Consider the following 24358-nt stretch of genomic DNA (forward strand, 5'->3'; position numbering starts at 1 on the left):
TTTTAGTGGCTGGCCAGGCGGGCCATTAGCAGCACCGATAAGCCCACCGACAGACCCACCATTGCCAGCCGGCCGTTCCAGATCTCGGCTTGGGGGGTGAAACCGCGGCGCCAGGAATTGAGCTCAGTGGCACTCACCGGCTCAAACCCGTCTGACAACGGCTCAATATCGACGGTGGCTTGCAGCTCGTGCTCGCGGTTGAGGGTGGTCATTGGGCCGCACCAATACCGTATGGATTTCAGTTTACGACAATTAAAAGCACGGTTGTGATTCGTAAAGCAAGCCGGCTTGCTCCAGGGGCAGCCGGGCAGCCACGCCCAGGTCAAAGCAGCTGCTCTGTCCGCCGGCCAGGCGCTGGGCCCCAGCCACCCCGATCATGGCGGCGTTATCGGTGCAGTAGGCAAGCGGAGCCACCCGCCAAGCCAGGCCATCGAGCCCGCAGCGCTGCTCCAACAGCTGCCGCAGCCGCCGATTGGCGGCCACGCCACCCACCAGCACCAGCGTGCCCAGGCCCTGCTCACGGGCGCAGCGGCAACTGCGCTCCACCAACACCTGAGCCACCACCTGCTCAAAGCTGGCCGCTAGATCAGCCAGCGGCAACGGCTCGCTGCCTGCCCGGTGCTCAGCCTGATGCTCAGCCTCCAAAGCGCGCACCTGGCGCAGCATCGCTGTCTTGAGGCCGCTGAAACTGAAGTCGTAGGGATAAAAGCCGCCCTCCGGCCGCGACACCCGGCCCTTGGGCAAGGCAAAGCGAAGGGGGTCGCCGTTTTGCCCAGCCTCCTCAATCGCCGGACCACCCGGGTATCCGAGCCCGAGCAGGCGGGAGACCTTGTCGAAGGCTTCGCCGGCGGCATCGTCGTGGCTGCGGCCCAAGCGGACGTAGCGACCTGGCCCGTCAACCCGCAACAACTCGGTATGGCCGCCGCTGACCAGCAGCACCAGGTAGGGACCGGGGGGCAGGGGCTCGCCCAGCTGCACCGAGCAGAGATGACCTTCCAGGTGATGAACAGCCACAAAGGGCTTGCCATGCAGCCTCGCCAGGGTGCGGCCCGTGACCGAGGCCACCAGCAGGGCCCCCACCAGGCCCGGCGCGGCGGTGGCGGCGATGCCATCAAGCTCCGCCATGGTCACGCCGCTGTCGCGGCACACCTGCTCAATCAGCTGGGGCAGGGCCTCGACGTGACGCCGCGAGGCGATTTCCGGCACCACGCCACCCCAGCGGGCGTGCTCCTCCACCTGGGAGGCGACGGCACTGGCGAGCACCGTCTGATCACGCACAATCGCTGCCGCCGACTCGTCACAACTTGTTTCGAGGGCCAGAACCAATGGCATTGGACTTCTACAGCTCCCGTACTGTCCAGAAGTGTCATCCTGCCCCGCGGCCTTGCGTCCGATGCGCCGTCTTTTCTCCCGCCGACTCTTCGCGGTTCTGCTCTCCGCCTTCCTGTTGCTCGGCTTCGCCCCTGCGGCCAAAGCCGACGTGGCAGGACTGACCCCCTGCTCCGAGAGCGCCCGCTTCCAGCAGCGCGCTGCTACCGCCAAAACCGATCAGGCCAAGGCGCGCTTCGCGATGTACAGCCAGGCCGTATGTGGTGCCGATGGCCTGCCCCACCTGATCGTGGATGGTCGCTGGAACCATGCCGGTGATTTCATGATCCCTGGCATTGCCTTCCTCTACATCGCTGGCTGCATTGGCTGGGCTGGTCGCAACTATCTGCGCGCCATCCGCGGTGACAAGGATGCCGCCATGAAGGAGATCCAGATCGATCTGCCCCTGGCATTCAAGAGCACCCTGGCAGCCGCGACCTGGCCCCTGGCCGCCTTCGGCGAGCTCACCAGCGGCAAGCTGCTCGAATCCGACGACAAGGTCACGGTTTCCCCTCGCTGAGCGGTTTCCCCGATCTGAGCGCGACCGGATCCCGACTTCACCCCTCCTCTAACCATGAAAAAGTTCCTCACCACCGCTCCGGTGTTTGCTGCCATCTGGTTCACAGCCACGGCAGGAATTCTGATCGAATTCAATCGCTTCTTCCCCGACTTGCTGTTCCATCCCCTCTGATCAGACCCCTCTGATCAGAGGGGTCTGATCAGTCAATTCTGATAAGCCGCGGCCCCCCGGGGCCGCTTTTTTTTTGCCCGTGCCTAGCCGCCCTAGCCCAGCAGCTGCTCCAACTCAGCTAGGGCCAGCTCCAGTTCGCCGTTGACAAGCACCGCGTCAAATTCCGGCGCCGCAGCCAGCTCCACCTTGGCCCGCTCCAGCCGCCGGCCAATCGCCTCCTCGCTGTCGGTGCCGCGGCCGCGGATACGCCGCTCAAGCTCCTCAAAACTGGGGGGCTCAACAAAAATCTGGAAAGCCTCGGCAAAGCTTTGGCGCACCTGGCGTGCCCCCTCCAGCTCGATCTCAAGCAGCACGGGCCTGCCTGCAGCTAGCTGGGCCTGCACCGGTTGGCGGGGGGTGCCGTAAAGGTTGCCGGCAAATTCGGCCCACTCCAAAAACCCGCCCTCAGCCACCTGGCCTTCAAAGGCGTCGCGAGTCAGGAAAAAGTAGTGCTGGCCATCCAGCTCACCGGTGCGGGGGGCACGGGTGGTGGCTGAGATCGATAGCCAGATCTCCGGATGAAGTAGCAGCAGTCGCTGCACCAAGGTGCCCTTGCCTACTCCACTAGGGCCAGTGATCAAGGTGAGACGGCCGGGCAAGGCGCTCATGGCGGGCGACAGCTCTGGCCTGCAGAGTAGAAGCCAGCGTCCGTGTTGCCCTGCCAAGCCGTGTCCCCCTCCCGCCTGCAGGCAGTAGACGTCACGACCCTGCGGGCGGTGCTGGCCGAGTGGCGGCCGCTGCTGCTGCCAAGTCGCTTCGAGAAGGCCCAGCAGGCCAGCCCCCAGGCCCTGCAGATCGGCCTGCGCAGCCTTAGCGGTAGCCACTGGCTCGAGCTCAGCTGGCAGGCGGAAGCGGCTCGGCTGCACACAATCCCGCCGCCACCCCGCCAAGGGGATGGCAGCACCCTGGCCCAGCAGCTGCAGCACGGTCTCAAGGGTCTGGCCCTTATAGAAATCCAGCAGCAGGGCTGGGAGCGGGTGGTGGAGCTCGGCTTCGCCAGGCGTCCCGGTGAACCAGTGCTGCGCTGGCTGGTGGTGGAGTTGATGGGCCGCCACAGCAACCTGCTGCTGCTCGACGCCGACCGCCAGGTAGTGGCCCTGGCCCGCCAGGTGAAACCCCAGCAATCACGCCTACGGCCGATCGGCACCGGCGACCCTTACCAACCGCCCCCGCCCCTGGCGGGCGAGCCGCCGCGGCTGGAGGAGAGCTTTGGGAGCTGGCAGCGCCGTGTGCGCCTAGTGCCCCTGCCCCTGCAGCAGGCCCTGCGTGATGCCTACCAGGGCATCAGTCCGGCCTTACTGCGCCAGCTACTGCCCTGCGGCTGGGGCGAACTGAGGGTGGACAGCATCAGTCCGGAGCAATGGCAGCAGTTGTGGCAAGGCTGGCGCCAGTGGCTTGAAGCGGTGCAGATGGGGCGATTCAGCTGGCAGCTCGAACCGGCCGGCTACCGCTGCTGGGCTGGATCCAGCGGCGATACCCCTACCGCAAATCCAGCCCTGGCAATAAATCAAGGCATGGCCGCCTATTTCAGCGAGCACCTCGGCGCCCAGCTGCTTGTGCAGCAGCGCCAGCAGCTGCAGCACCGCTTGCAGGCCACAGTCGAGCGCGAAAGCCGCCAGGCCAGCGAGCAGCAAGCCCTGCTGGATGCGGTGCCTGAAGGGGAAGCTCTGCAGCGCCGCGCAGATGCCCTGCTCAGCCAGCTACAGCCGAGCCGCCAGTGCATTGAAGAGGCCCAGAAGCTCTACAAAACCGCCCGCAAGAGGCGGCGCTCGGTGGCGGCGATCACCCCCAGGCTGGAGCAGCACAGGCAGCGGTTAGCAAGCCTCGAAGCCAGCCTCACCTACCTAGAGCAGGCCGACAGCCTCGAGCAGGTGGGCAGCCTGGTTGCCGAGCTCGAAGCCCTACTGGCTGAGCGCGGCCAGCGCAAACCAGCGGGGGGTCGCCAGAAACGGCGGGCTGGGGCGATCGAGGGGGGGGCCCAACCCCTGGAGCTGAACACACCTTCCGGTTTGCCTGTACAAATTGGCCGCAACCACCGCCAAAACGAATGGATTGCCTTTCGCCAGGCGCGCCGCGGCGATCTCTGGTTCCACGCCCAGGAGCTGCCCGGCAGCCATGTGGTGCTGAAAAGCTCGGAGCGACCGGCTAGCGATGCGGATTTGCAGGCCGCAGCCGATCTGGCCGCTCACTACAGCAGGGGCCGAGGCAACCGGCGGGTGCCGGTGGTGATGGTGCCCTCCGAGGAGTTACAACGCATTCCTGGTGCAGCGCCCGGTACCGTGCGCCATCGTGGCGGCTCCGTGCTGTGGGGAGAACCTCAGCGGGCTCTTAGCCTGCTGATGGAGCAGAAACGATGAGCGCCGAACCCGAAATTTCAGCCAAGCGCCTCGCCTCACCCGAATCGGGGCCTGGAGAATTTCCAGCCGAGGTGGAGATGAGCCTGGTAGAGCATCTCGAGGAGCTACGCCGCCGAGTGCTGCGCAGCCTGCTGGCAGTAGTGATGGCAGCAGCAGCGTGCCTTGTTGCCGTTAAACCATTGGTGCGGCTGCTGGAAGTGCCAGCGGAGGGCATCCGCTTTCTGCAGCTGGCCCCGGGCGAATTTTTGTTTGTGTCGTTCAAAGTGGCGGGCTACGCCGGGCTCACCTTGGCCCTGCCCTACGTGCTCTACGAGGGTCTGGGGTTCGTGCTGCCGGGACTTACCCGTCGGGAACGGCGGCTGGTGGCCCCGGCGGTAGCTTGCTCGGCGGTGCTGTTTGCGGCCGGGCTGGCCTTCGCCTGGTGGGCCTTGGTGCCCGCAGCCCTGCGCTTCCTGGTGAGCTACGGCGCCGACGTGGTCGAACCGAGTTGGTCGATCGAGCGCTACCTCGATTTCGTGCTGCTGCTGATGGTGGCCACCGCGCTGGCATTTCAACTGCCAGTGCTGCAGTTGTTGCTCGGCGCCCTTGGCCTGGTGAAGGCCCAGCCCATGCTGGCGGGCTGGCGCTGGGTGGTGTTGGCAAGTGCCCTGGCGGGGGCCGTGTTGACCCCCTCCACCGACCCCGTAACGATGCTGCTGCTCTCCGGGGCGATCACGGCCCTTTACCTAATCGGCGTGGGCCTGGTGGCCTGCACCGAACGGCTGCGGCCTGCCTAGAGCAAAAATTCGCTGGCCCGGCCGGCCGGGATCTCCAACGCCAGACCCATTGCCTTGCCCTGTCTCGGTTTATCGGAGGTGGTGCCAAGCCAGCTGCGCACCTGATCAGCCGCCCCCAGGCCGTTCAGCAAACCCACCAGTTCCTCGAGCTTGCTGCGGTAGCCCTCCTCCGTGAGTGGAAAGGATTGCTGCTCTAAGTAAGCCCACATCACCTGTAGATAGAGGCGGCCGCGACGCTGCACCAGCTGCAGGTCGTAGGAAACCTGCCATCGGGTTTGCAGTAGATCCCAAACCTCTTGCGCAGACAGGGGCGAACCTGGCTCAGGGGGTGGGGGGAGGGCACTGGAGGGCAGGGGCACGCCCAAGCTCACGCGACGGATTGCACAACAGCATGTTGCAGGCCCAGGGGCCAGCCGGCTGCACCGCCCCGGAGCCGCACAGGCAAGGTTCATAATGGGTCCCACATTGTCCCGGCGCGTCTTCATGACCCAGATGCCAGCGAGCGCTTCAAATAGCGCCTCCAACGGTGATGTGCCCGGAATGGGCCGCCGGCAGTTCATGAACCTGCTGACCTTCGGGTCTGTGACCGGTGTGGCCCTGGGTGCCCTCTATCCAGTGGCTCGTTATTTCATCCCCCCCAAGGCGGCAGGCGGCGGCGGCGGCACCACCGCTAAAGACGAGCTCGGCAACAGCGTCACTGCCAGCGGCTGGCTCAGCAGTCACAAGGAGGGCGATCGCAGCCTGGTGCAGGGCCTCAAGGGAGATCCCACCTACTTGCTCGTTGAGGGCAATGACGCCATCGGCAGCTACGGCATTAACGCCATCTGCACTCACCTTGGCTGCGTAGTGCCTTGGAATAGCGGTGCCAATAAGTTCATGTGCCCCTGCCACGGCTCCCAGTACGACGCCACCGGCAGAGTGGTGCGCGGTCCAGCGCCCCTTTCCCTGGCCCTGGCTCACGTGTCTGTAGACAACGACAACGTCTTCCTCAGCCAGTGGAGCGAAACCGACTTCCGCACCGGCGACAAGCCTTGGTGGGCCTGATTACCCCGATCCAGCTTTTCTTCTCCCTGTCTGTCGCCTGATCTCGTGATGCGTCGTTCCCTTTCCCTGCTGCTCGGCTCCCTGATCGGCACCGCCCTTTCCCTGGTAGTGCTGCTAGGCGGCGCCAGCCCCAGCTGGGCCTATCCCTTCTGGGCCCAGCAGAACTACGCCAGCCCCCGGGAGGCCACCGGCAAGATCGTCTGCGCCAACTGCCACCTGGCCAAGAAGGCCACCCGGGTGGAAGTGCCCCAGGCCATTTTCCCTGACACGGTGTTCAAGGCCGTGGTGGAAATCCCCTACGACGCCAGCGTTCAGCAGGTGGCCGGCGATGGCAGCCGCACCGGTCTGAATGTCGGCGCTGTGGTGATGCTTCCAGATGGCTTCACCCTTGCCCCGCAAGACCGCCTCAGCGAGGAGCTGAAGGAGGAAACTGCCGGCATTTATTACACCCAGTATTCCGACGACCAACCCAACATCCTCTTGGTGGGCCCGATCTCCGGTGATGAGCACCAAGAGATCGTTTTCCCGATTCTTTCCCCTGATCCCGCCACCGACAGCAGCATCCACTTCGGCAAATACCAACTGCATGTGGGCGGCAACCGTGGCCGCGGCCAGGTGTATCCCACCGGCGAAAAGAGCAACAACGGCGTCTTCAACGCCCCCGTAACTGGCACGGTGTCAGCAATCATTGCCGGTGATAACGGCACTTCCCTGGTGGAGATCACCGCCGCAGATGGCACTACAGCCACTGAAACTGTGCCGGCTGGTCCCACCATCCTGGCAGCGGTTGGTGATGCAGTAGTTGCCGGTTCACCGATCACCAACGACCCCAACGTGGGCGGCTTCGGACAGGTTGATGCCGAGGTGGTGCTGCAAAACCCTGTGCGCATCTACGGTTTGCTGGCGTTCTTTGCCGCAATTGCCCTGGCCCAGATCTTGCTGGTGCTCAAAAAGCGCCAGGTTGAAAAGGTTCAGGCTGCTGAAGGCTTGATCTGAGCAGCGTGCTTGCCACCTTCACCTCCCCGGGGCCCCTGGTTTTCCAGCTGGGCCCCTTTGTCTTGCGCTGGTACGGCCTGCTCATCGCCGTGGCCGTGTTGCTGGGCCTCAGCCTGGCCACCCGGCTCGGCCGGGCTCGAGGCATTGAGCCAGCCCTGATTGCCGATCTCCTGCCCCTGATGGTGCTGGGAGCCGTGATCGGGGCCCGCATTTACTACGTCGCCCTCGAGTGGCGCCAGTATTCCGGCAACTGGCTTGATGCGATCGCCATCTGGCGCGGAGGCATCGCCATCCACGGCGCCCTGCTGGGCGGCTCCCTGGCCACGATGCTGTTCTGCCGTTGGCGCCGGCAGCCCTTCTGGCAGCTGCTCGATGTGCTGATGCCCGCCGTGGCCCTCGGCCAGGCGATCGGCCGCTGGGGAAACTTCTTTAATTCCGAGGCCTTCGGCTTGCCTACGGATCTTCCCTGGAAATTGCAGATCCCCGCGGCCAGCCGCCCAGCTGAATTTTTTGAGCAGCTCTACTTTCACCCCACCTTCCTCTACGAATCCCTTTGGAATCTGGGGGTGTGCGCCCTACTGCTGGGTCTATTTCGGGCCGCCAGTCGCGGCCGCATTCAGCTGCTGCCTGGAGCACTCAGCTGCGTGTATCTGATGGCATACAGCAGCGGCCGGGTGTGGATTGAAGGGCTGCGCCTCGACCCCCTTTGCCTGCTCTCCGAGCCGCCCTTCTGTGATGGCGGCCTGCGCATGGCCCAGCTGGTCAGCCTGCTTTTGATTGCCCTTGGTGGCGTTGGCCTCTGGTGGCTCTACCGCCGCCACCGCCCCCTGCCCGACCCCAGTGGAGTAACCACTTGAATCAAAAACCTGTCTGGATAGTTGGTGCCGGGCCCGGCGCACCCGACCTGCTCACCCTGCGCGCAGCCCGCCTTGTGGAGCAGGCGGAGGTGTTGGTGTGGACCGACTCCCTAATCAATCCCCAGATCGCAGCCCTGGCTCCGGAGGGCTGTGAGCAGGTGCGCACCAGCACCCTCACGCTGGAGCAGGTGATGGAGGTGGTGCTGGATCGGGCCCGTGCCGGCAAAACCGTGGTGCGGCTCCACGATGGGGATCCTTGCCTCTATGGCGCCATCGCCGAGCAAATTTGCCGCCTGGCCGATGCCGGTATCGGCGTGGAAGTGGTGCCCGGCTTGAGTGCTTACCAGGCCACCGCATCGGCCCTGCAGAGCGAGCTCACCATCCCTGGCCTGGTGCAGACGATCGTGCTGAGCCGCGCTGGCGGACGCACCGGCGTGCCGGAGCGGGAAGCACTGGAGCGGCTGGCCGCCCTGCGCGCTTCCCTTTGCCTCTACCTCAGTGCTCGCCACGTCGAAGAGGTGCAAACCGAGCTGCTGCGCCACTACCCCGCCGACACTCCTGTAGCCATTGGCTACCGGGTGAGCTGGCCTGATCAATGGATAAAGGTGGTTTCCCTGGCCGATATGGCCCGGGTAAGTCAGGAACGGCAGTTGATCCGCACCACCCTCTACGTGGTTAGTCCTGCACTGGCGGCGCCGGCTGAGGCCCGTTCTCGCCTCTACTCAGTTAGCCACAATCACCTCTTCCGCGGCGGCGCCAGCTGAAAAGGCATCAGCCCGCCTCGCCATAAAGCTCCCGGGCCAAGCGCTGCCGATCGAAGCCACAGCCCAGCCGCTCGACAATCGCCTCTAGGTCCCGGGCGGCATTCCCCAGGCAGCAGGTGCCCCCAGGGGAAGGGGTGACGTTGAACACAAGGCCAGGCCGGGCCGCGATGCTGGCCTCGCCGAGCATCAGCTTGCGGTTGGTCTTATCGATCAGCTGGGGGCGCACGCCGCCATAGCCCTCTGCGAAGCTGAGATCATCGAGGCGCATGTCGGGCACGATCTTGCGAGCATCTGCCAAAAACAATCGCCGCCTCAGCCAGGGCACCTCGAACAGCAGATTTTTAAAGATGTAATTGCGGATATCGGCGATGCGAAAGAGCTGCCAGAACACGGCCAGCACTGCCCAATCGAGCCGCAGCACCTTCAGAAACTCCCAAAACGAGGCTGGTTTGTAGCGCTCCAGCAGAGGCAGCAGCAGGGCGGTAGGGCCAAAACGGGTTTTGCCAGGGGCTCGCACGTCGGGGTCGCCGTGAATGGCGGCAAAGGGCAGCTTGTCGTTCTGCACCGTGTAAACCTTGCCCCGGAGCAAATCGGGCGTGAAGTAAAAGCTGCCGGCCACGGGCAGGCAGGAATACTCCAGTCCGTAGCCCATGCGCTGGGCCATCAGCAGGCTGTGGGCTCCGGCATTCACCACCACGTGCCGGGCCCAAACGCTGTGGGGCGCAACCGGGGTGCCATCAACAGCCAAACCGGAGCTGCAGCCGGGGGTGGGGGCCAGTTCCACCCGGTAGCCATCGCCCTCAGGCGTAATCGCGACCACGCTGGTGCCTAGCTGCAGCTTGAGCTGGCGCGGCGTTCCGGCAACCGCCGCCTCCGCCTGGGCCACGAACGAGGCTGATAGCTCCTCGTAGTCCACGGCGGTGTAGGTGCGGCGGATGCCGATCGCTACCAGCTCCTCCGGGCGCAACTCCCCCTGCACCAGTCCTACCTGGGGCTCCCACTCGGCGATCTGCGGCTTCTCGAGCAGCTCCATTGCCGGGAAGTGGGGTGAGAAGCGAGCAAAGCGCTCCCGCAGGAAGGTGCACTCGTGCTCGCCCACCCCCAGCACCATTTTTGGAGTGCGAAACACACAGAGCTCGCGGCTGGCTGGATCAAGCAGCTCGGCGAAGTTCACGATCATCTCGGCGGTGCGCTTCACCCGCACCGCCTTCTCGAGCGTGTAGTTGGTCTCGATGTCGCCGCAGTGAATCGTCTGGCTGTTGTTGGTGGCCTTGGAGTTCACCCTGGCCAGGGCGTCGTAGCGCTCCACCAGCAGGATGCGGCCCAAATCGGTGTAGCGAGCCAGCTCGAACAGCAGGGCCGTACCGCACACCCCGCCTCCCACGATCAAAACGTCTACTGTCTGATCAACATCCACTGACTCGCTCAAATCCACTGGCTGGCTCAAGTCCACCGGGGCGGTTGCTGGCTTGAGATCGGCTCGTTCGGGGTTGGCGCTCACGCAAGGCGACTAGCTCTTAGCCCATGGTGACCGATCGACTGCCTGTGGTGTTTTAAGCTCTGGAGGTGCGGGCGATTAGCACAGCGGTAGCGCACTTCCTTCACACGGAAGGGGTCACTGGTTCGAATCCAGTATCGCCCATTTCAACGGCTAGACCGTATCAATTTTGCCTGCAGAATGTCTAATTCTGCTGAGCTCGCTGTTGTGGTGTCGGATTCTCCTAACCCCGAGGCCCTATCCGCCCTGCGCTGCCTGGGGCAGACCCTGCGGCAGGGCCGGGAGGTCCAAGGTCTCGAACTGGCGGTGCTGGCAGCCCGTCTAAACATGGGAGTCGAACAACTTCAGGCCCTGGAAGAAGCCGACGCCTGTCGATTGCCGGAACCGGTATTTGTGATCGCCCAGGCCCGCAGAATCGCCAGCAGCCTGGCCATCAACATCGATGGCCCCCTGCAAACCCTGCGCGATAACGGCCAGTTTCAAGCCAAGCCGATCAAGGTGGCCAAACTCACCCAGCGCGCCCCAACCAGACCGGCACAAACCAGCGGCCGAGTGGCCATCACAGCAGCAATCCTGGTCGCCCTCAGCGGCGCCGGCGCCGCGGGCTGGCAGCAGTGGCAGCGTCACCAGGCCCGCCCAACCCAGCAGCAAAAGCAGCCCCAGCTGCTGAGCGAGATTTCCCCCGCAAAGAGGAGCAAAGAGAGAGAAAGCGGCAGCCTCAAGCCCGATCAGCTGCAACTGACGAGCAGCCAGCCCAGCTGGCTCGAAATAAAAACAAAAACCGGCACCACCCTGTTCCGTGGCACCTTCACAGGTGAGCGGAGCTTCCCCCTTGGATCAGGGCTTGAGGTGCTGGCAGGGCGTCCTGACCTGGTGCGCACCCAGATGGGAGGCGGTGCTCCTCAACCCCTGGGACCCATTGATCAGGTGCGTTGGCGCAACTTCAGGGCTCCGGCACCCTGAGACCAAGGCCGCAGGATTCCTGCACCACTTCAGCGCAGGATCGCAGGCTCCAGCGCTCCAAGCTGAGATCCGGAGCTGGCTCACCTGGGGCGGCCGCTAGGGGTTCCAGGTCAACGCAAACCGCATTTTGCCTTGATCTCACCAGCAGGGTCGCAATCACCGCAGCGGGCCGGCGATCTAGGGCCGCCGCCAACCGCAACAGCAAGGCCATCGACGTAACGGTGCGGCGCTGGTCGCGGTCTTCGATCAGCTGCCACGACTCATGGCGCTTCTTCGGCAGGCTGCGGCGGTGATAGCGGCCAATCGCCGCCACCATCAGGTGCTCGGATTCGGAGTAGCCCAGCAGCTCGCCGTGGCGGATCAAATACCAGCTGTGCTTGTGATATGCGGAAATATTGATGCTCTTGCCACAGGTATGCAATTGGGCGGCGGCCCAGAGCAGCTCCCGGCCCGGCCCCTCGTCGTGGTGCAGCAGCCCCCGCGACTGGTCGTAGAGGCTGAGGGCATGGGCGGCCACCCGATCGGCCCGGGCCCGATCGACACCAAAGCGCTGGGCCAGGTGCAGCACGGTGCGCTGGCGGATAGTGCTCTGGAAGGCGAAGCGATCTCCCAGCAGGCCGTTGCGCAGCATCCAGTCCACGATCAGGCCCTCCCGCAGGGCCCGATCGCAAACCACCAGCTCCCGCACGCCGAGCATCGCCATCGCCGTCTGCAAAATCAGGGCGCCGGGCACGATGATCTCGGCCCGACGGTCATTGATCGCGGGCAAGGCGCGGCGCTGCTCCGGCGTCATAGCCAGGAGCCGGGCGGTGAGCTGGTCGATGCGCTCGCGGCTGAGCCGGTAGCCCTGCAGCTTCAGCGGCGGCTTGGGATCTTCAGCAGCAGCCAGCGCCGCTAGGGCCATGGCTGTGCCGCTGGTGCCCACCATCAGCGGCTGTTCGCCCCGCCGCAGCGCCGCCTTCACCTCAGCTACGGCAGGGTCGAGGGCGCCCTGGATATAGGCCTGCAGGAAGGAGCGACGTTCAACCGAAAGGGGGTCCTGCTGACAAAACTCGCGCTGCAGGCGCACCGCGCCGATGCGGGTGCTGCTGAAGGAGCGGCCGTCGCGGCCATCGGCCAGCACCAACTCGGTGGAGCCGCCACCGATATCAATAATCAAGTGGGGCTGGTCGCCGAAAGCCATGCCCGAAAGCACACCCAAGTAGATCAGTCGCGCCTCCTCGGGCCCGCTCACCAGATCCACCTCCAGACCCAGTTGCTCCTGCAGCGCCACCAAAAAATCCCGGCCGTTGGGGGCCTCCCGCACGGCGCTGGTGGCCGCCGTGACGATCTGCTCCACCCCATGGCTAAGGGCCAGATCGCGATCGTGGCGCAGGGTGCGGAAGGCCCGCTCGATCGCCTCGGCACTGAGGTCACCGCTATGGGGATCCCTTTCGCCGAGCCGGGTGGTGGCCTTCTCAGCCAGCACCACACTGAAACTACTGAGCTCCGGATCCACCTCTGCCACCAGCAGGTGAATCGAGTTGGTGCCGATGTCGATCGCGGCTACCCGGCGGCGACCGGCCTGCTGAAGGTTGGGGGCCTGAACCATCGAGCTCGGCAACTGCCGCAGGGGCGCTACTTTGCCACCGACGGCCCATCCCTCCGGCACACCTAGGGTGCGGCACGACGAAAAGGGGGCATGGCCAACTCGATGCGCGGCACCCGTTTGGGGGCCTGGCTGGAGCTGGTGCGCTGGCACAAGCCCAGTGGCCGCCTGATCCTGCTGATTCCAGCTGGCTGGAGCCTCTGGCTAACCCCAAACGCCCCACCGGCGCCGCTGTTAGTGGGATTAATCGTGCTGGGAGGAATGGCCGTGAGCGCGGCCGGCTGCATCGCCAACGACCTCTGGGACCGCCGCATCGACCCCTTAGTGGAGCGCACCCGCAGCCGTCCCCTGGCCGATGGCCGCGTTGGTGTTGGCGAGGCGATAGGCCTGCTGCTGCTCAGCCTGGTCGTCGCCTTGGCAGTGCTGCTGGTGCTGATGTGGGGGTTGCCCGCCGCCAGTCGCAACCTTTGCCTGCTGCTGGCAATCGCGGCCCTGCCGCCAGTGCTGCTCTACCCCTCGGCTAAACGCTGGTTTGGTTACCCCCAACTGGTGCTGGCCATCTGCTGGGGCTTTGCGGTGCTGATCCCCTGGTCCGCAGCCACCGGCTCCCTGGCCGGCGGCTGGCCCCTGGCCCTGGTGTGGCTGGCCACCTTGCTTTGGACCTTCGGCTTCGACACGGTTTACGCCATGGCCGACCGGGATGACGACCGGGCCATCGGCGTGCGTAGCAGTGCCCTCAGCCTGGGCAGCCGGGCCCCCCTGGCGGTGGCAATCAGCTACGGCCTCGCCGCCCTGGCCCTGGGGCTAGCCGCCAGCCTGCAGGGCTGCGGCTGGATCAGCTGGCCATTGGGTCTGCTGGCAGCAGCCGGCATGCAGCGCGAAGCCGCCCTGCTGCGCCGCCCCAACCTGCCCCGGTCCGCCTACGGCCGCCACTTCAGCCGCCAGGTGCAGCTGGGAGGGCTGCTGCTGCTTGCCCTGGTGCTGGGGCAACTGCCATGAGCCAGGTCACACGTCAGCCCTCACCGCTGCGGCCAGGGGATCGGGTGCAGCTGGTGGCCGCAAGCTCGGCCCTGCTGGGCGAAGACGCCTTGGCGCGCCTGGAGGCGGGCATCGCCGTGCTGGAGGGCTGGGGGCTGGAGGTAGAGCGCACGCCGCTGCACGGGCGCCAGTGGGGCTATCTGGCCGGCCAAGACCAACAGCGCCGCGGCGACCTGGAAGCTGCCGCCAGGCGGGGCGCCGAACTGCTGGCCTGTGTGCGGGGCGGCTGGGGAGCGGCCCGGTTGTTGGAAGCACCCCTGGCCCTGCCAGCTCGCTGGCTGCTTGGTTTCTCCGACGTCACCTCCCTGCTCTGGGCCCAACTAGCCCAGGGGCAGGGAGGTGCCATCCACGGGCCGCTGCTCACCACCCTGGCCGCCGAACCCGCCTGGAGCCAGGAGCGGCTGCGGTGCCTGTTGTTTGGCGAACCCGTGGGCGACCTTCAGGGCGAGGGCTGGTGTGGCGGCAGCGCCGCAGGCCCCCTGCTGGCCGCCAACCTCACCGTGGCCACCCACCTGCTGGGAACGCCGTATCTGCCGGATCTGCGCGGCGCCATTTTGGTGCTCGAAGACGTAAGCGAAGCGCCATACCGAATCGAGCGCATGCTCACCCACTGGCGGCTGGGCGGTGGGCTGCAGCAGCTGGCCGGCATCGGCCTGGGGCAGTTCACAGACTGTGATGAAAACCCGGCCGAAGCAGATCGTTTCAGCCTCGAGCAGGTGCTCCGAGAGCGCACAAGCGATCTCGGCATCCCCGTGGTGAGCAACTTGCCCATGGGTCATGTGGCGGGCAATGCGGCCCTACCCCTAGGTGCCTGGGCCGAGCTCGATGGCAGCAGCGGCCAGCTGCGGATCAGCAGCGCGAAGCAAGCACCGCCGCTGCCACGGTGAGATCGAAAGGGGTGGTGAGCTTGATGTTGGAGGCAGGCGCCTCCAACACCTGCACCGCCAAACCCAGCCGCTCAAACAGGGCCGCATCGTCGGTGACGCTCCAGCCCTGCTCCGTGGCGGTTGCATGGGCAGCCCGCAGCTGCTGCACCGGAAAACCCTGGGGAGTTTGGGCTGCCCACAACCAGCTGCGATCTGGGGTGGCCGTGATGGTGCCAGCTCCATCCACCTGCTTGATCGTGTCGGTTACGGGGGTGGCGGCGATCACCGCTGCGCCTTGCTGCACCGCAGCGGCACAGCGGGCCAGCAGCTCCGGCTCGACAAGACAGCGAGCCCCGTCGTGGATCAGCACCCCACCAGCAGCTGCCGGCAGGGCCGCCAGCCCCCGGCTCACCGACTCCTGACGGGTGTCACCACCCTCAATCCACTGCACCGGCAGGTCAGGCTGAGCTTCAGCCACAATCGCCGCGATCGCGGCTGCATCAACGGGCTGGCCCACGATGCCGATCCAGCTAATGGCGGGGCAGGCGAGGGCTGCATCGAGGGTCCAGGCCAGCACCGACCGCCCCGCCACCGGCAACAGCAGCTTGTTGCCGGTGGCCCCCATGCGGCGGCCGCTGCCGGCTGCGGCGATCAGCAAATGCACAAGCGACTCCCGCGAGACGGGTCAATCCGAATCTGATCCATACAATCAGGCCGCCGAACCTGTGTCGTTTGCGATGCGCGCCCTGTTTCTGATTCCGGGCGGCAGCAGCCAGCAGCTGCAGAGTTTTGCAGCCGTTGCCGCCGTCGCCGACCAACTCCATGCAGGCGTCCAGGTGGTCTGTCCGTTAGCGGCGGTGCCCCTCTGGGGCCTGCATCCAGCCGTGGAACGGGCCATGCCCTTCACCTACGAGCAGGCAACCCTTGCCGATTGGGCCAACTTGATGGGTTCGGTGCGGGAGCCTGATTTTCAGGTGAGCCTCAATCTGGCGCCCAGCCGCCAGATGGATCTGATGCTGTCGATGAGCCACATCCCCACCCGGGTGGCCAGCAGTGGCTTCTCCGCCACCGAGCGGATCACCCCCATCGAGGGCGGCTGGGCCAACCAGGCCTTTGAAGCCTTCCTGCGGCCCATCGGGGTGCGGCTCGAGGCTGATTCTTTCCGGTTGCCGATCGCCCCGGCCGACCTGGAGGCCGCGAGCGCGGCCCTACCCAGTGGCGATGGACCGGCCCTGCTGCTGGCCCCCTCCGCTGCTGGCGGCGACTGGCCAGCCCAGCAATGGCAAGACCTACCCGCCCAGATCCGCAGCAAGCTGCCCACCCTGCGGACCGTGCGAGCACTAGCTGGGACTGGGGCTGGAGATATGCGTAAGCGCGCCGCCCAGATCGCTAGTGCCGATGTGGTGCTAGCCAGCGACCCCGTAGCCATCGAATTGGCCCTGCTGCTCGGCCTGCCGCTGGTGGCCCTAGGCCGGGATCCCGCCAGTCTGCCCAGCCGTGCTGGGGTGCAGGGCCTCGGCAGCGCCGCCAACCTCAGCCAACTTGGCCACGCCGAGGTGCTCGCCGCCCTGGGACTGGGATAATTGGGGTTCGGGGGATAGTCAGGCCATACGATCAGCGCCACAAACCCCAGTGCCGCGATGTCGAGTGCCGTGATGTCCAGCCCAGCCCCCCTGGCCGGCCAAGTGGCGCTGGTTACCGGTGCCAGCCGCGGTATCGGTCGCGCCATCGCCCTTGAGCTGGCAGCGGCCGGCGCCCAAGTAGTGGTGAATTACGCCAGCTCCCCCGATGCCGCCGAAGCGGTCGTGGCTGAGATCACTGCTGCCGGGGGCGAAGCCTGGAGCCATCGGGCCGATGTAGCCGATGAAGAGCAGGTCGAGGCCATGATCAAAGCGGTGCTCGCCAAGGGCGGCCGGCTCGACGTGTTGGTTAACAACGCCGGCATCACCCGCGACGGCCTGCTGATGCGGATGAAAACCGCCGACTGGCAGAGCGTGATCAACCTCAATCTCACCGGCGTGTTTCTGTGCACCCGCGCTGTGAGCCGGGCCATGCTCAAGGCCCGCGGCGGCCGCATCATCAACATCACCTCAGTGGTGGCCCTGATGGGCAATCCAGGCCAGGCCAACTACAGCGCCGCCAAGGCCGGGGTGATCGGCCTCACCCGCAGCAATGCAGCTGAATTTGCAGCCCGGGGTGTCACCGTCAATGCCGTTGCCCCGGGCTTTATCGAAAGCGACATGACCGCCGAACTCGACAAAGAACCGATCCTGGCGGCGATTCCCCTGGGGAGGATGGGCAGCGCCGCCGAGGTGGCCGGTGCAGTGCGCTTTTTGGCCGCCGACCCGGCTGCCGCCTACATCACCGGCCAGGTGCTGCAGGTGGATGGCGGCATGGTGATGCGATGAGAGTTTGGGACTTTCTAGTTCAAGACTTGGGAGGTCAAGACTGGCTAGTTCAAGAGCTTGTGAGCGGCTGAGCCAACTCCTCGCGCAGCCGGCGAATCCGCTGCAGCAGGCGCAGACGGCGACTGCGGGCGGTGATTGTCAAAAACAGCCTCACCGGCACATAAACCAAAGCCATCAACACCCCGGCCGCCGCCACGAGCACAAACACCATGGCGTTTGCAGTGGAACCCGGATCCAGCGAGATGGCTTCGTCCGCGCTCTCCAATGCTGTCTGCAGCAGATCCTCCATTGCTGAACCCTATCGAGCCTGGAGCGAATCAGTAGCCCAAAGCAGCAGCTTGATTCGGCTTTCCCCACCCCACTGCGTTAGCTAGGCGGTGGTCCGCTGTGGGACCCTGACTTCACTGAGTGTCCGCCGTTTTCATGGCCAAGCTGATCAGCTTTTCAGATGCCTCCCGTGGCGCCCTTGAGCGTGGTGTAAACGCCCTGGCCAACGCGGTGAAGGTCACCATCGGACCCCGCGGCCGCAACGTGGTGCTCGAAAAGAAATTCGGCGCGCCCGAGATCGTTAATGACGGCGTCACCATCGCCCGGGAGATCGAACTCGAAGATCCCTTCGAAAACGTTGGCGCCAAGCTGATGCAGCAGGTGGCCAGCAAGACCAAGGACACCGCCGGCGACGGCACCACCACTGCCACCCTGCTGGCCCAGGCACTGGTCCGCGAAGGCCTCAGAAACGTGGCGGCCGGCGCCAGCCCCGTCGTGTTACGCCGCGGCATGGAAAAGGCCACAGCCCAGATCGTGGCGGGCATCGCCGAGAGGGCCCAACCCGTCGCCGGTGAAGCGATTCGCCAGGTAGCCGAGGTGAGCTCCGGCAACGACGAAGAGATCGGCCGGATGATCGCCGAGGCCATGGACAAGGTGAGCGCTGACGGCGTCATCACCGTTGAGGAGTCCACCTCCTTGGCCACCGAACTGGAGATCACCGAGGGCATGGCCTTCGACCGTGGCTACAGCTCCCCCTACTTCGTCACCGACCAGGAGAGGCGCGAATGCGTCTTTGAAAATGCCCTGATCCTGATCACCGACCGCAAAATCAGCACCATCACTGACCTGGTGCCCGTGCTGGAGGCGGTTTCCAAGGGCGGCAGGCCCCTGCTGATCCTGGCGGAAGAGGTGGAGGGCGAAGCTCTCGCCACCCTGGTGGTTAACAAAAACCGCGGCGTATTGCAGGTTGCAGCAGTGCGGGCCCCTGGCTTCGGGGACCGCCGCAAGGCCATGCTTGGCGACATCGCCGTACTCACCGGCGCCACGGTCGTGAGCGAAGACCAGGCCATGACCCTGGACAAGACCGGCCTAGCCGAGCTCGGTCAGGCCCGCCGCATCACCATCACCAAGGACAGCACCACGATCGTGGCCAGCGGTGAGCACCAGGCAGTCGTTGCTGATCGGGTGGCCTCAATCAAGCGCGAGCTCGACAACACCGACTCCGATTACGACCGCGAAAAGCTCCAGGAGCGGATCGCCAAACTGGCCGGAGGGGTGGCCGTGATCAAGGTGGGTGCTCCCACCGAAACCGAGCTCAAGAACCGCAAGCTGCGCATCGAAGACGCCCTCAACGCCACCCGCGCTGCGGTGGAGGAGGGAATCATTGCTGGTGGCGGCTGCACCCTGTTGGAGCTGGCCGAAGGGCTCAACAGCCTGGCGGCTAGCTGTCAGGGCGATGAGCGCACCGGCGTCGAGATCGTCAAGCGGGCCTTAGCCGAGCCCGTGCGCCAGATCGCCCACAACTCGGGCGCCGATGGCGCCGTGGTGGCAGCTGAAATCCTGCGGCTGGGCAAGGGCTACAACGCCCTAACCGGCGTCTACGAAGACCTCCTGGCCGCTGGCATTCTCGATGCGGCCAAGGTGGTGCGCCTAGCCCTTCAAGACGCGGTCTCGATCGCCTCCATGCTGATCACCACCGAGGTTGTGATCGCCGATAAGCCCGAACCCGAAGCAGCCCCCGGCGGCGACATGGGAGGCATGGGCGGAATGGGTGGTATGGGCGGAATGGGCGGAATGGGCATGCCCGGGATGATGTGATTCCAGGCTGCTCAGCCGGCCAACACATCCCGTACATAGGCAGCAACCTGCAAATCGACCCCGGTGATTGCCGTGCCCACAACCACGGCATCAGCGCCGAGGTCGAGGGCTTGGCGGGCCTGCTGGGAGCTTGATATGCCGCCTTCGCAGATCAGACTCACCTCGTTGGGTAATTGCTGCCGCAGCAGGGGCAATAGATCCCAGGCTGGTGGCTTCTGGCCTGAGGTTGACTCCGTGTAGCCATAAAGGGTCGTGCCGACCCAGCTGCAACCCAGCTCGGCAGCACGCAGACCATTGGCAACGCTGTCCACATCGGCCATCAGCACAGCACCAAGCTCCCGCTGGGCGCGGGCGATCAGACCCTCCAAATTTTCACCCCCGGGGCGATAGCGCTCGGTGGCATCAATAGCCACCACATCGGCACCAGCAGCCCAAACAGCACGAATCTCCTCCCACCCCGGGGTGATGTACACCGAGCTGTCTGGGTAGCTGCGCTTCCATAGGCCCACGATCAGGGCCGTTGGGCAGCGCTGACGAACAGCGCCGATGTGCTCTGGGCTTTCTAGACGCACCCCAGAGGCGCCATTGCGCAAACTGGCATCTGCCATGGCGGCGATCACATCGGGATCGCGCATCGGAGATCCCTCGGGGGCCTGCACCGACACAATCAAACCGGAGGGTTTCACTCAGCTGGCCAGGGGAAGGTGAAAGTCATCGAGCTCTTCAGCATCTGGCAGCCAGGCCCGCAGGGAAGCGTGGGCAAAGGGGGCAGGAGCGGCATTGCGCGCTGCCGGAGCCAGGGCATCCTGCACAAGGGCCAGCACAGGCCGTTGCTCAACTGGTTGCTCAACTCGATGCACAACTAGTTGCACGCTGGGCTCAGGGTTGGTCTCCAGGCCAGCCTGGGAGCGCAGCCACTCAGCCGCCCCTACCCCTTGGCCCACGCATAGTGGGCCGGAGATCAGGGCTTCGAGGGCCGCCAGCCCCCTGCGGTGCGCCCACTGCTGCACCAGACGCTGGGCCATGGCCTGATCCCGTTCTGCAACCGCCGCCAGCAAACGGTCCCCTAAGTCGGGACGGTCGGACGGGGGGAATCTGGAGGGCTGCGTCACGAAAGGACCTGCTAGGTGAGCTTGCGATCCAAAAGCGGCCGAATCAGCAGGAACAACCCTGCGGCCAGTAAGGCGAGCACACCTAGGCAGGTGGCGCTGCTGAGCTGGCCGTAGGGGGCCTCCAGCACCACTGCGGTGAGAGAGACCTGTCCCGCATAGGCGGCACGAATCGGTTCTATCGCGAAGGTAAGGGGATTAAGGGCCGCTAGCCAGCCCAGCCAGGCCGGCATGAACGACAACGGAGCCAAAGCGGTGCTGGCAAACAGCAGTGGCAGGTTGGCCACAAAGATCACCGCAATCAGCTCGATGTGGCCTGGCAGCGCAAAAGCAAGCCCCAAGCTCAAGGCCGTGACTGCAAAAACCAACAACAGCAAGGTGACCAATACCAGCAGCAGCCCAGCTCCACCAGGCCAGCCGTAACCCAGCAATGCGGCAGTGCCCATGATCGCCAGGCTCTGCACCAAGCTCAGGGTGGTGATGTAGAGCACCGAGGCGAACACGATCGAGCTGCGCGAGCGCAGCGGCGCCACCAGCAACCGGTTGAGGAAGCCAAATTCGCGGTCAAACATCAACGGCAGGCCAGCGTTCAGGGCCGCACTGAAGGCCGTGAACACGATCACACCTGCGCCAAGGAAGCGGCCGTAGCTGATGCCGCCAGGCAGCAGGCCCGCCGGAGCCTTGGCAAACAGGGCGCCAAACAACACCAGCCAGATCAGGGGCTGCAGCACCCCCGCCACCAAGGTGGAAGGCCGGCGCTGCAGCTGTACGAACAAACGACGGGTGAGGGCCAGGGTTTCTTGACTGATCTCGGCCAAGGCGGATGCCTCGGGTTGGGGGCCTGGAAGGGTTGTGGTCATCACATGCTCGCTTTGCGTTCAGCCTTGGGATCACGGCTGCCGGCCACCGCCAGCTCCGCGTCCATCAGGGTGCGGCCGGTGGCCTGGAGATAGACATCATCGAGGCTGGGGCGGCTCTGGGCGAGGGCGAAAACCGGCAGGTCGGCTGCCGCCAATTGGCGGCGCAGCTGCTCGACAACGCCGTCGTGCTCAATCACCAGATTCAGGGAGTAGCCCTGGGCCCGGTTCACCACCACCTGGCGTACCCCGGCGCAATCGTGCAGCAGGCTGCGCACCCGCTCGGCTTCGTCGGCATCACTGAATTCACGCACCCTCAAGGTCACTCGATCGCCACCCAAGGCGGCCTTGAGCACAGCAGGAGCGCCCTCGGCGATGACCTTGCCAGCCTCGATGATCGCCAGATGGTCAGCCAGGGCATCAACCTCCTCTAAGTAGTGGCTGCTAAGCAGAACGGTTGTGCCGCCTTCGCGCAGCTGACGCAAGACGGACCAGATCGCAGCGCGACTCTCGATATCAAGGCCGACGGTGGGCTCATCGAGCACCAGCACCTTGGGGCTGTGCAGCAGGCCAGCGGCCAGATCGAGCCGGCGCCGCATCCCGCCCGAGTAGCTACCGCAACGCCGATCAATCCAGTCGGCCATGCCGAGCAGCTCGATCAGCTCGTCCATGCGCCGGTTCCGGGCAGCTGGGGCCAGGTGATAAAGATCACCCTGCAGCTGCAGCAGTTCGCGGCCGGTGAGGATCTTGTCGATTGCCACCTCCTGGGCCACGTAGCCCAACAAGCGACGCACCGCCCGGGGCTCGGCCAGGGCATCAACGCCGCCTACCCGCACGCTGCCGCTGTCAGGGGCCAGCAAGGTGCAAAGGATTCGCAAGGCGGTCGTCTTACCGGCACCGTTAGGACCAAGCAGGCCATAGAGGCTGCCGGCCGGCACTTGCAGGGAAAGGTTGTCGAGGGCAACGACGGCAGTTGCCGCCTTTTTGCCCCCGTAGCGCTTGCAGAGCTGCTGCAGTTCGATCACCGACTCAAGCCGCTCCAATCAGCCGACCAATGTAGGCAAGGCAGCAAAGGGGGCGTTGAACAGTTGGGGCCCAGCAGGGCTGCCTGCGGTAGGCGGGCCAACAAAAGCAACGCACAGATGCCGAATAAATAGAAAATCGACCAGCGGAACATGGCCTTGGCCCGTTGGGGTTCGTCAGGCTGGCTGCGTAACTGGGAGCTCAGCTGCAGCAGGCGGGCGTTGAAGGGCAGCACCATCAAGCCATAAAGCAAGCCACCCGTTGGCAGCGCCACGATCCCAAGCAGGCTCAAGCCAACAGTGGCCCAGGCGTAATGGCTGATAGCCCGAGTCGTAACCGCTACTCCCTTGACCACCGGAAGCATCGGGATGCCCACGGAGCGGTAATCGTCCTTGAGCAGCAGGGCAAGGGCCCAGAAGTGGGCTGGCGTCCACAACATCACCAGGGAAAACAACCACCAGGAAGCCCAGCCAAGGGAGCCGGTGGCAGCGGCAGCTCCCACCAAGGGCGGAATAGCCCCGGCCACCCCGCCGACCACGATGTTCTGACTGGTGCGCGGCTTGAGCAGGGCTGTGTAGAGCAGCACATAGCTGCAGAGCCCCAACAGGGAAAGGCTGGCAGCCAGCGGATTAACGCCCATAACCAGCACTGCCACCGACAGGATGGTGAGGCCAATGGCTAGGGCAAAGGCCTGGCGCTGGGCCAGACGACCAGAGGGGAGGGCCCGGCGACTAGTGCGCTGCATGCGCCCATCGAGATCCTGTTCCCAAAGGCAATTGAGCACTCCGGCCGCAGCCGAGGCCAAGCTGCCCCCCACCAGGGTGCAGATGATCGTGCTGGCGGCGGGTGCATCGCCACTGCTGAGTGCCATGCCACCGAGGGTGGTGGCGAGCAGCAGCGGTATGAGCCGGGGCTTGGCCACTTCAAGCCAGGCCGGCAATTTCACCGAGGGGCGGATCGCCGGGGCAACGGCGATTGGAGCTGTGATAGTTGCACTAACCATGAGCCACCTCGGAAGACGTTTGAGACATGGGCAAGGTCTGGCCTGAGTTGCCAAGGGAGCGGGCAAGCACCGCTGCCAGCAGAGCGACCAGCAGCGCTGCCAGCAGTTGGTGGCCGATCGTCACCAGCGGCGCCTGCAGCTGGAGCTTCAAGGTCCAAATGCCCAGGCTCACCTGGGCCAGCACCAAAACGGCCGCTCCCTGGGCGAGGCCGGGCAGTTGACCCTGACCTGGGGGCAACAGCAGGGTTGCTGCAGCTAGGGCCAGCACGGCTAGAGCTGCTGGCATGGCGAGCTGGCGGTGAGCAAGCAGCCAGCGGCAGCCATGGCCGGCACTAAAACACTGATCTGCCGCCCATTGGCTGGCCATGGTTCCACCCAGCAGGCACTGGGCGAACACCAGCACGAGAGCCAAGCTCGCCAGTAGCTGCCACCAAAGCGGAGGGCTGATCGAGGCCCTATTCGCCATTGCCAGGCGCTGGTAGAGGCCACTTGTGAGCGCAACCAGCAGCAAGGCCGTGGCGAGATGGGCAGTAACTAACGGCGCTGCCAGTAGCTGGGTGACGGTGAGAGCCCCCAGGCCCCCTTGAACCAGCACTAAAAGGAGGGTTCCAGCAGCCAGCCAGGGCAACCAAGCGGGCAGGCGTCGCCGCCAGAAAAAACTCGCTGCCGTAAGAACCAGCAGGGCCACTCCCACTACGAAGGCATCAAGGCGGTGAAACCACTCCAAAAACACCTGGAGATTCATCTGACGACCTGGCAGGAGGCGGCCGTAGCAAAGGGGCCAGTCAGGACAAGCCAGACCCGCCTCCATAACCCTGGTGGCACCGCCGATGCCAACCAAGGCCACCAAGGCCACCACTAGATGGGAAGCAAGTAAGGCGAGCCTCTGGATCAGAACAGGGTCCGGCCTGCTGCGAATGCTTGGGTTTAGGGGTGAATTGAGATTTGTCGTCACGGAAACGACCATCCCGGAGTCAAGAGAAGCTAACCAAGTTGTTCAAAACGAGGGACTCTTAATTGCCCAGATC

The 24358-nt window shown here is 65.1% G+C and carries 28 protein-coding genes and 1 tRNA gene; 15 read left to right on the forward strand and 14 right to left on the reverse strand.

What is annotated here, in order from left to right; genetic code table 11:
* Positions 1–2: 2 nt before the first annotated feature.
* Together KBZ22_RS06170 and tsaD are read right to left on the reverse strand one after the other, a co-directional pair.
* Positions 3–212 carry a chlorophyll a/b-binding protein gene (locus KBZ22_RS06170; protein WP_255021431.1) on the reverse strand — a complete coding sequence of 70 codons (210 nt, stop codon included), beginning with the start codon at positions 210–212 and terminating at the stop codon, positions 3–5.
* Between the two features lie 40 nt (positions 213–252).
* A complete protein-coding gene (tsaD, locus tag KBZ22_RS06175) occupies positions 253–1332 on the reverse strand; it encodes a tRNA (adenosine(37)-N6)-threonylcarbamoyltransferase complex transferase subunit TsaD (protein WP_255021432.1) in 1080 nt (359 codons plus the stop codon).
* A gap of 61 nt (positions 1333–1393) precedes the next feature.
* Here tsaD and KBZ22_RS06180 point away from each other — a divergent pair, with 61 nt between their 5' ends.
* On the forward strand, positions 1394–1888 hold the full coding sequence (locus tag KBZ22_RS06180) for a Photosystem I reaction center subunit III (protein WP_254941330.1): 495 nt from the start codon (positions 1394–1396) through the stop codon (positions 1886–1888).
* Positions 1889–1942: 54 nt separating this feature from the next.
* Positions 1943–2059, forward strand: coding sequence for a photosystem I reaction center subunit IX (psaJ, locus tag KBZ22_RS06185; protein ID WP_254941322.1), 117 nt, complete (start codon positions 1943–1945; stop codon positions 2057–2059).
* A gap of 92 nt (positions 2060–2151) precedes the next feature.
* On the opposite strand, the gene gmk is transcribed toward psaJ, so the two are convergent.
* Positions 2152–2706 carry a guanylate kinase gene (gene gmk / locus KBZ22_RS06190; protein WP_255021433.1) on the reverse strand — a complete coding sequence of 185 codons (555 nt, stop codon included), beginning with the start codon at positions 2704–2706 and terminating at the stop codon, positions 2152–2154.
* 60 nt (positions 2707–2766) lie between these two features.
* Here gmk and KBZ22_RS06195 point away from each other — a divergent pair, with 60 nt between their 5' ends.
* Positions 2767–4455, forward strand: coding sequence for an NFACT family protein (locus KBZ22_RS06195; protein WP_255021434.1), 1689 nt, complete (start codon positions 2767–2769; stop codon positions 4453–4455).
* Positions 4452–5231 (forward strand): twin-arginine translocase subunit TatC, encoded by a 780-nt coding sequence (tatC, locus tag KBZ22_RS06200; RefSeq protein ID WP_255021435.1) that lies wholly within the window; start codon positions 4452–4454, stop codon positions 5229–5231. Before KBZ22_RS06195 ends, tatC begins: the two co-directional genes overlap by 4 nt.
* Here the strand turns inward: tatC and KBZ22_RS06205 are convergent.
* Entirely contained in the window at positions 5228–5584 is a 357-nt protein-coding gene (locus tag KBZ22_RS06205) for a DUF3067 family protein (RefSeq protein ID WP_261353958.1), read from the reverse strand. The two genes, tatC and KBZ22_RS06205, sit on opposite strands and share 4 nt — an antisense overlap.
* A 130-nt stretch (positions 5585–5714) precedes the next feature.
* Here KBZ22_RS06205 and petC point away from each other — a divergent pair, with 130 nt between their 5' ends.
* Genes petC through cobM form a run of 4 tightly spaced genes read left to right on the forward strand, consistent with a single transcriptional unit; the run spans position 5715 to position 8892 of the window.
* Positions 5715–6275, forward strand: a complete 561-nt coding sequence (gene petC, locus KBZ22_RS06210) for a cytochrome b6-f complex iron-sulfur subunit (protein WP_255021437.1) — start codon at positions 5715–5717, stop codon at positions 6273–6275.
* Positions 6276–6323: 48 nt separating this feature from the next.
* A complete protein-coding gene (petA, locus tag KBZ22_RS06215) occupies positions 6324–7271 on the forward strand; it encodes a cytochrome f (RefSeq protein WP_255021438.1) in 948 nt (315 codons plus the stop codon).
* Entirely contained in the window at positions 7268–8128 is an 861-nt protein-coding gene (gene lgt / locus KBZ22_RS06220) for a prolipoprotein diacylglyceryl transferase (protein ID WP_255021508.1), read from the forward strand. The genes petA and lgt overlap by 4 nt, the downstream gene beginning before the upstream one ends.
* Entirely contained in the window at positions 8125–8892 is a 768-nt protein-coding gene (gene cobM, locus KBZ22_RS06225) for a precorrin-4 C(11)-methyltransferase (protein ID WP_255021439.1), read from the forward strand. The genes lgt and cobM overlap by 4 nt, the downstream gene beginning before the upstream one ends.
* 7 nt (positions 8893–8899) lie before the next feature.
* Here the strand turns inward: cobM and KBZ22_RS06230 are convergent, their stop codons facing one another.
* Positions 8900–10393: an FAD-dependent oxidoreductase gene (locus tag KBZ22_RS06230; RefSeq protein ID WP_255021440.1), complete on the reverse strand. Its 1494-nt coding sequence runs from the start codon at positions 10391–10393 to the stop codon at positions 8900–8902.
* A 69-nt stretch (positions 10394–10462) separates the two neighbouring features.
* Here KBZ22_RS06230 and KBZ22_RS06235 point away from each other — a divergent pair.
* Both KBZ22_RS06235 and KBZ22_RS06240 read left to right on the forward strand, forming a co-directional pair.
* Positions 10463–10534 (forward strand) — tRNA-Val (locus KBZ22_RS06235).
* A 36-nt stretch (positions 10535–10570) separates the two neighbouring features.
* Complete coding sequence (locus tag KBZ22_RS06240) at positions 10571–11353, forward strand: RodZ domain-containing protein (protein ID WP_255021441.1); 783 nt, start codon at positions 10571–10573, stop codon at positions 11351–11353.
* Here the strand turns inward: KBZ22_RS06240 and KBZ22_RS06245 are convergent.
* Positions 11334–12944 carry a Ppx/GppA phosphatase family protein gene (locus KBZ22_RS06245; RefSeq protein ID WP_255021442.1) on the reverse strand — a complete coding sequence of 537 codons (1611 nt, stop codon included), beginning with the start codon at positions 12942–12944 and terminating at the stop codon, positions 11334–11336. The two genes, KBZ22_RS06240 and KBZ22_RS06245, sit on opposite strands and share 20 nt — an antisense overlap.
* Before the next feature lie 90 nt (positions 12945–13034).
* On the opposite strand from KBZ22_RS06245, the gene KBZ22_RS06250 reads away from it, so the two are divergent.
* Entirely contained in the window at positions 13035–13940 is a 906-nt protein-coding gene (locus KBZ22_RS06250) for a 4-hydroxybenzoate polyprenyltransferase (protein WP_255021443.1), read from the forward strand.
* The gene (locus KBZ22_RS06255; RefSeq protein ID WP_255021444.1) at positions 13937–14866 is read left to right on the forward strand and encodes an LD-carboxypeptidase; all 930 of its coding nucleotides are present in this window, start codon (positions 13937–13939) and stop codon (positions 14864–14866) included. Before KBZ22_RS06250 ends, KBZ22_RS06255 begins: the two co-directional genes overlap by 4 nt.
* Here KBZ22_RS06255 and ispD read toward each other — a convergent pair.
* On the reverse strand, positions 14829–15509 hold the full coding sequence (ispD, locus tag KBZ22_RS06260; protein ID WP_254960157.1) for a 2-C-methyl-D-erythritol 4-phosphate cytidylyltransferase: 681 nt from the start codon (positions 15507–15509) through the stop codon (positions 14829–14831). The two genes, KBZ22_RS06255 and ispD, sit on opposite strands and share 38 nt — an antisense overlap.
* Positions 15510–15582: 73 nt before the next feature.
* Between ispD and KBZ22_RS06265 the strand changes: the two genes are divergently transcribed.
* Positions 15583–16428, forward strand: a complete 846-nt coding sequence (locus KBZ22_RS06265; protein WP_255021445.1) for a lipopolysaccharide heptosyltransferase family protein — start codon at positions 15583–15585, stop codon at positions 16426–16428.
* A 72-nt stretch (positions 16429–16500) separates the two neighbouring features.
* On the forward strand, positions 16501–17253 hold the full coding sequence (gene fabG, locus KBZ22_RS06270; RefSeq protein ID WP_255021446.1) for a 3-oxoacyl-[acyl-carrier-protein] reductase: 753 nt from the start codon (positions 16501–16503) through the stop codon (positions 17251–17253).
* A gap of 49 nt (positions 17254–17302) precedes the next feature.
* On the opposite strand, the gene KBZ22_RS06275 is transcribed toward fabG, so the two are convergent.
* Positions 17303–17542 carry a hypothetical protein gene (locus KBZ22_RS06275; protein WP_106501449.1) on the reverse strand — a complete coding sequence of 80 codons (240 nt, stop codon included), beginning with the start codon at positions 17540–17542 and terminating at the stop codon, positions 17303–17305.
* A gap of 134 nt (positions 17543–17676) precedes the next feature.
* Here KBZ22_RS06275 and groL point away from each other — a divergent pair, with 134 nt between their 5' ends.
* Positions 17677–19338, forward strand: coding sequence for a chaperonin GroEL (gene groL, locus KBZ22_RS06280; RefSeq protein ID WP_255021509.1), 1662 nt, complete (start codon positions 17677–17679; stop codon positions 19336–19338).
* Positions 19339–19349: 11 nt separating this feature from the next.
* On the opposite strand, the gene KBZ22_RS06285 is transcribed toward groL, so the two are convergent.
* The 6 genes from KBZ22_RS06285 to KBZ22_RS06310 form a co-directional block, all read right to left on the reverse strand.
* Entirely contained in the window at positions 19350–20024 is a 675-nt protein-coding gene (locus tag KBZ22_RS06285; protein WP_255021447.1) for an N-acetylmannosamine-6-phosphate 2-epimerase, read from the reverse strand.
* A complete protein-coding gene (locus tag KBZ22_RS06290) occupies positions 20025–20363 on the reverse strand; it encodes a hypothetical protein (RefSeq protein WP_255021448.1) in 339 nt (112 codons plus the stop codon).
* Positions 20364–20461: 98 nt separating this feature from the next.
* Entirely contained in the window at positions 20462–21307 is an 846-nt protein-coding gene (locus KBZ22_RS06295) for an ABC transporter permease (protein ID WP_254941304.1), read from the reverse strand.
* Positions 21307–22329, reverse strand: a complete 1023-nt coding sequence (locus tag KBZ22_RS06300; RefSeq protein ID WP_396111789.1) for an ATP-binding cassette domain-containing protein — start codon at positions 22327–22329, stop codon at positions 21307–21309. Before KBZ22_RS06300 ends, KBZ22_RS06295 begins: the two co-directional genes overlap by 1 nt.
* Complete coding sequence (locus KBZ22_RS06305) at positions 22326–23330, reverse strand: heme o synthase (RefSeq protein ID WP_255021450.1); 1005 nt, start codon at positions 23328–23330, stop codon at positions 22326–22328. Before KBZ22_RS06305 ends, KBZ22_RS06300 begins: the two co-directional genes overlap by 4 nt.
* Positions 23323–24285 (reverse strand): COX15/CtaA family protein, encoded by a 963-nt coding sequence (locus tag KBZ22_RS06310; RefSeq protein ID WP_315858599.1) that lies wholly within the window; start codon positions 24283–24285, stop codon positions 23323–23325. Before KBZ22_RS06310 ends, KBZ22_RS06305 begins: the two co-directional genes overlap by 8 nt.
* Positions 24286–24358 lie beyond the last annotated feature (73 nt).

Source organism: Cyanobium sp. L1E-Cus (genome assembly GCF_024345755.1).
Taxonomy (GTDB): Bacteria; Cyanobacteriota; Cyanobacteriia; order PCC-6307; family Cyanobiaceae; genus Cyanobium_A; species Cyanobium_A usitatum.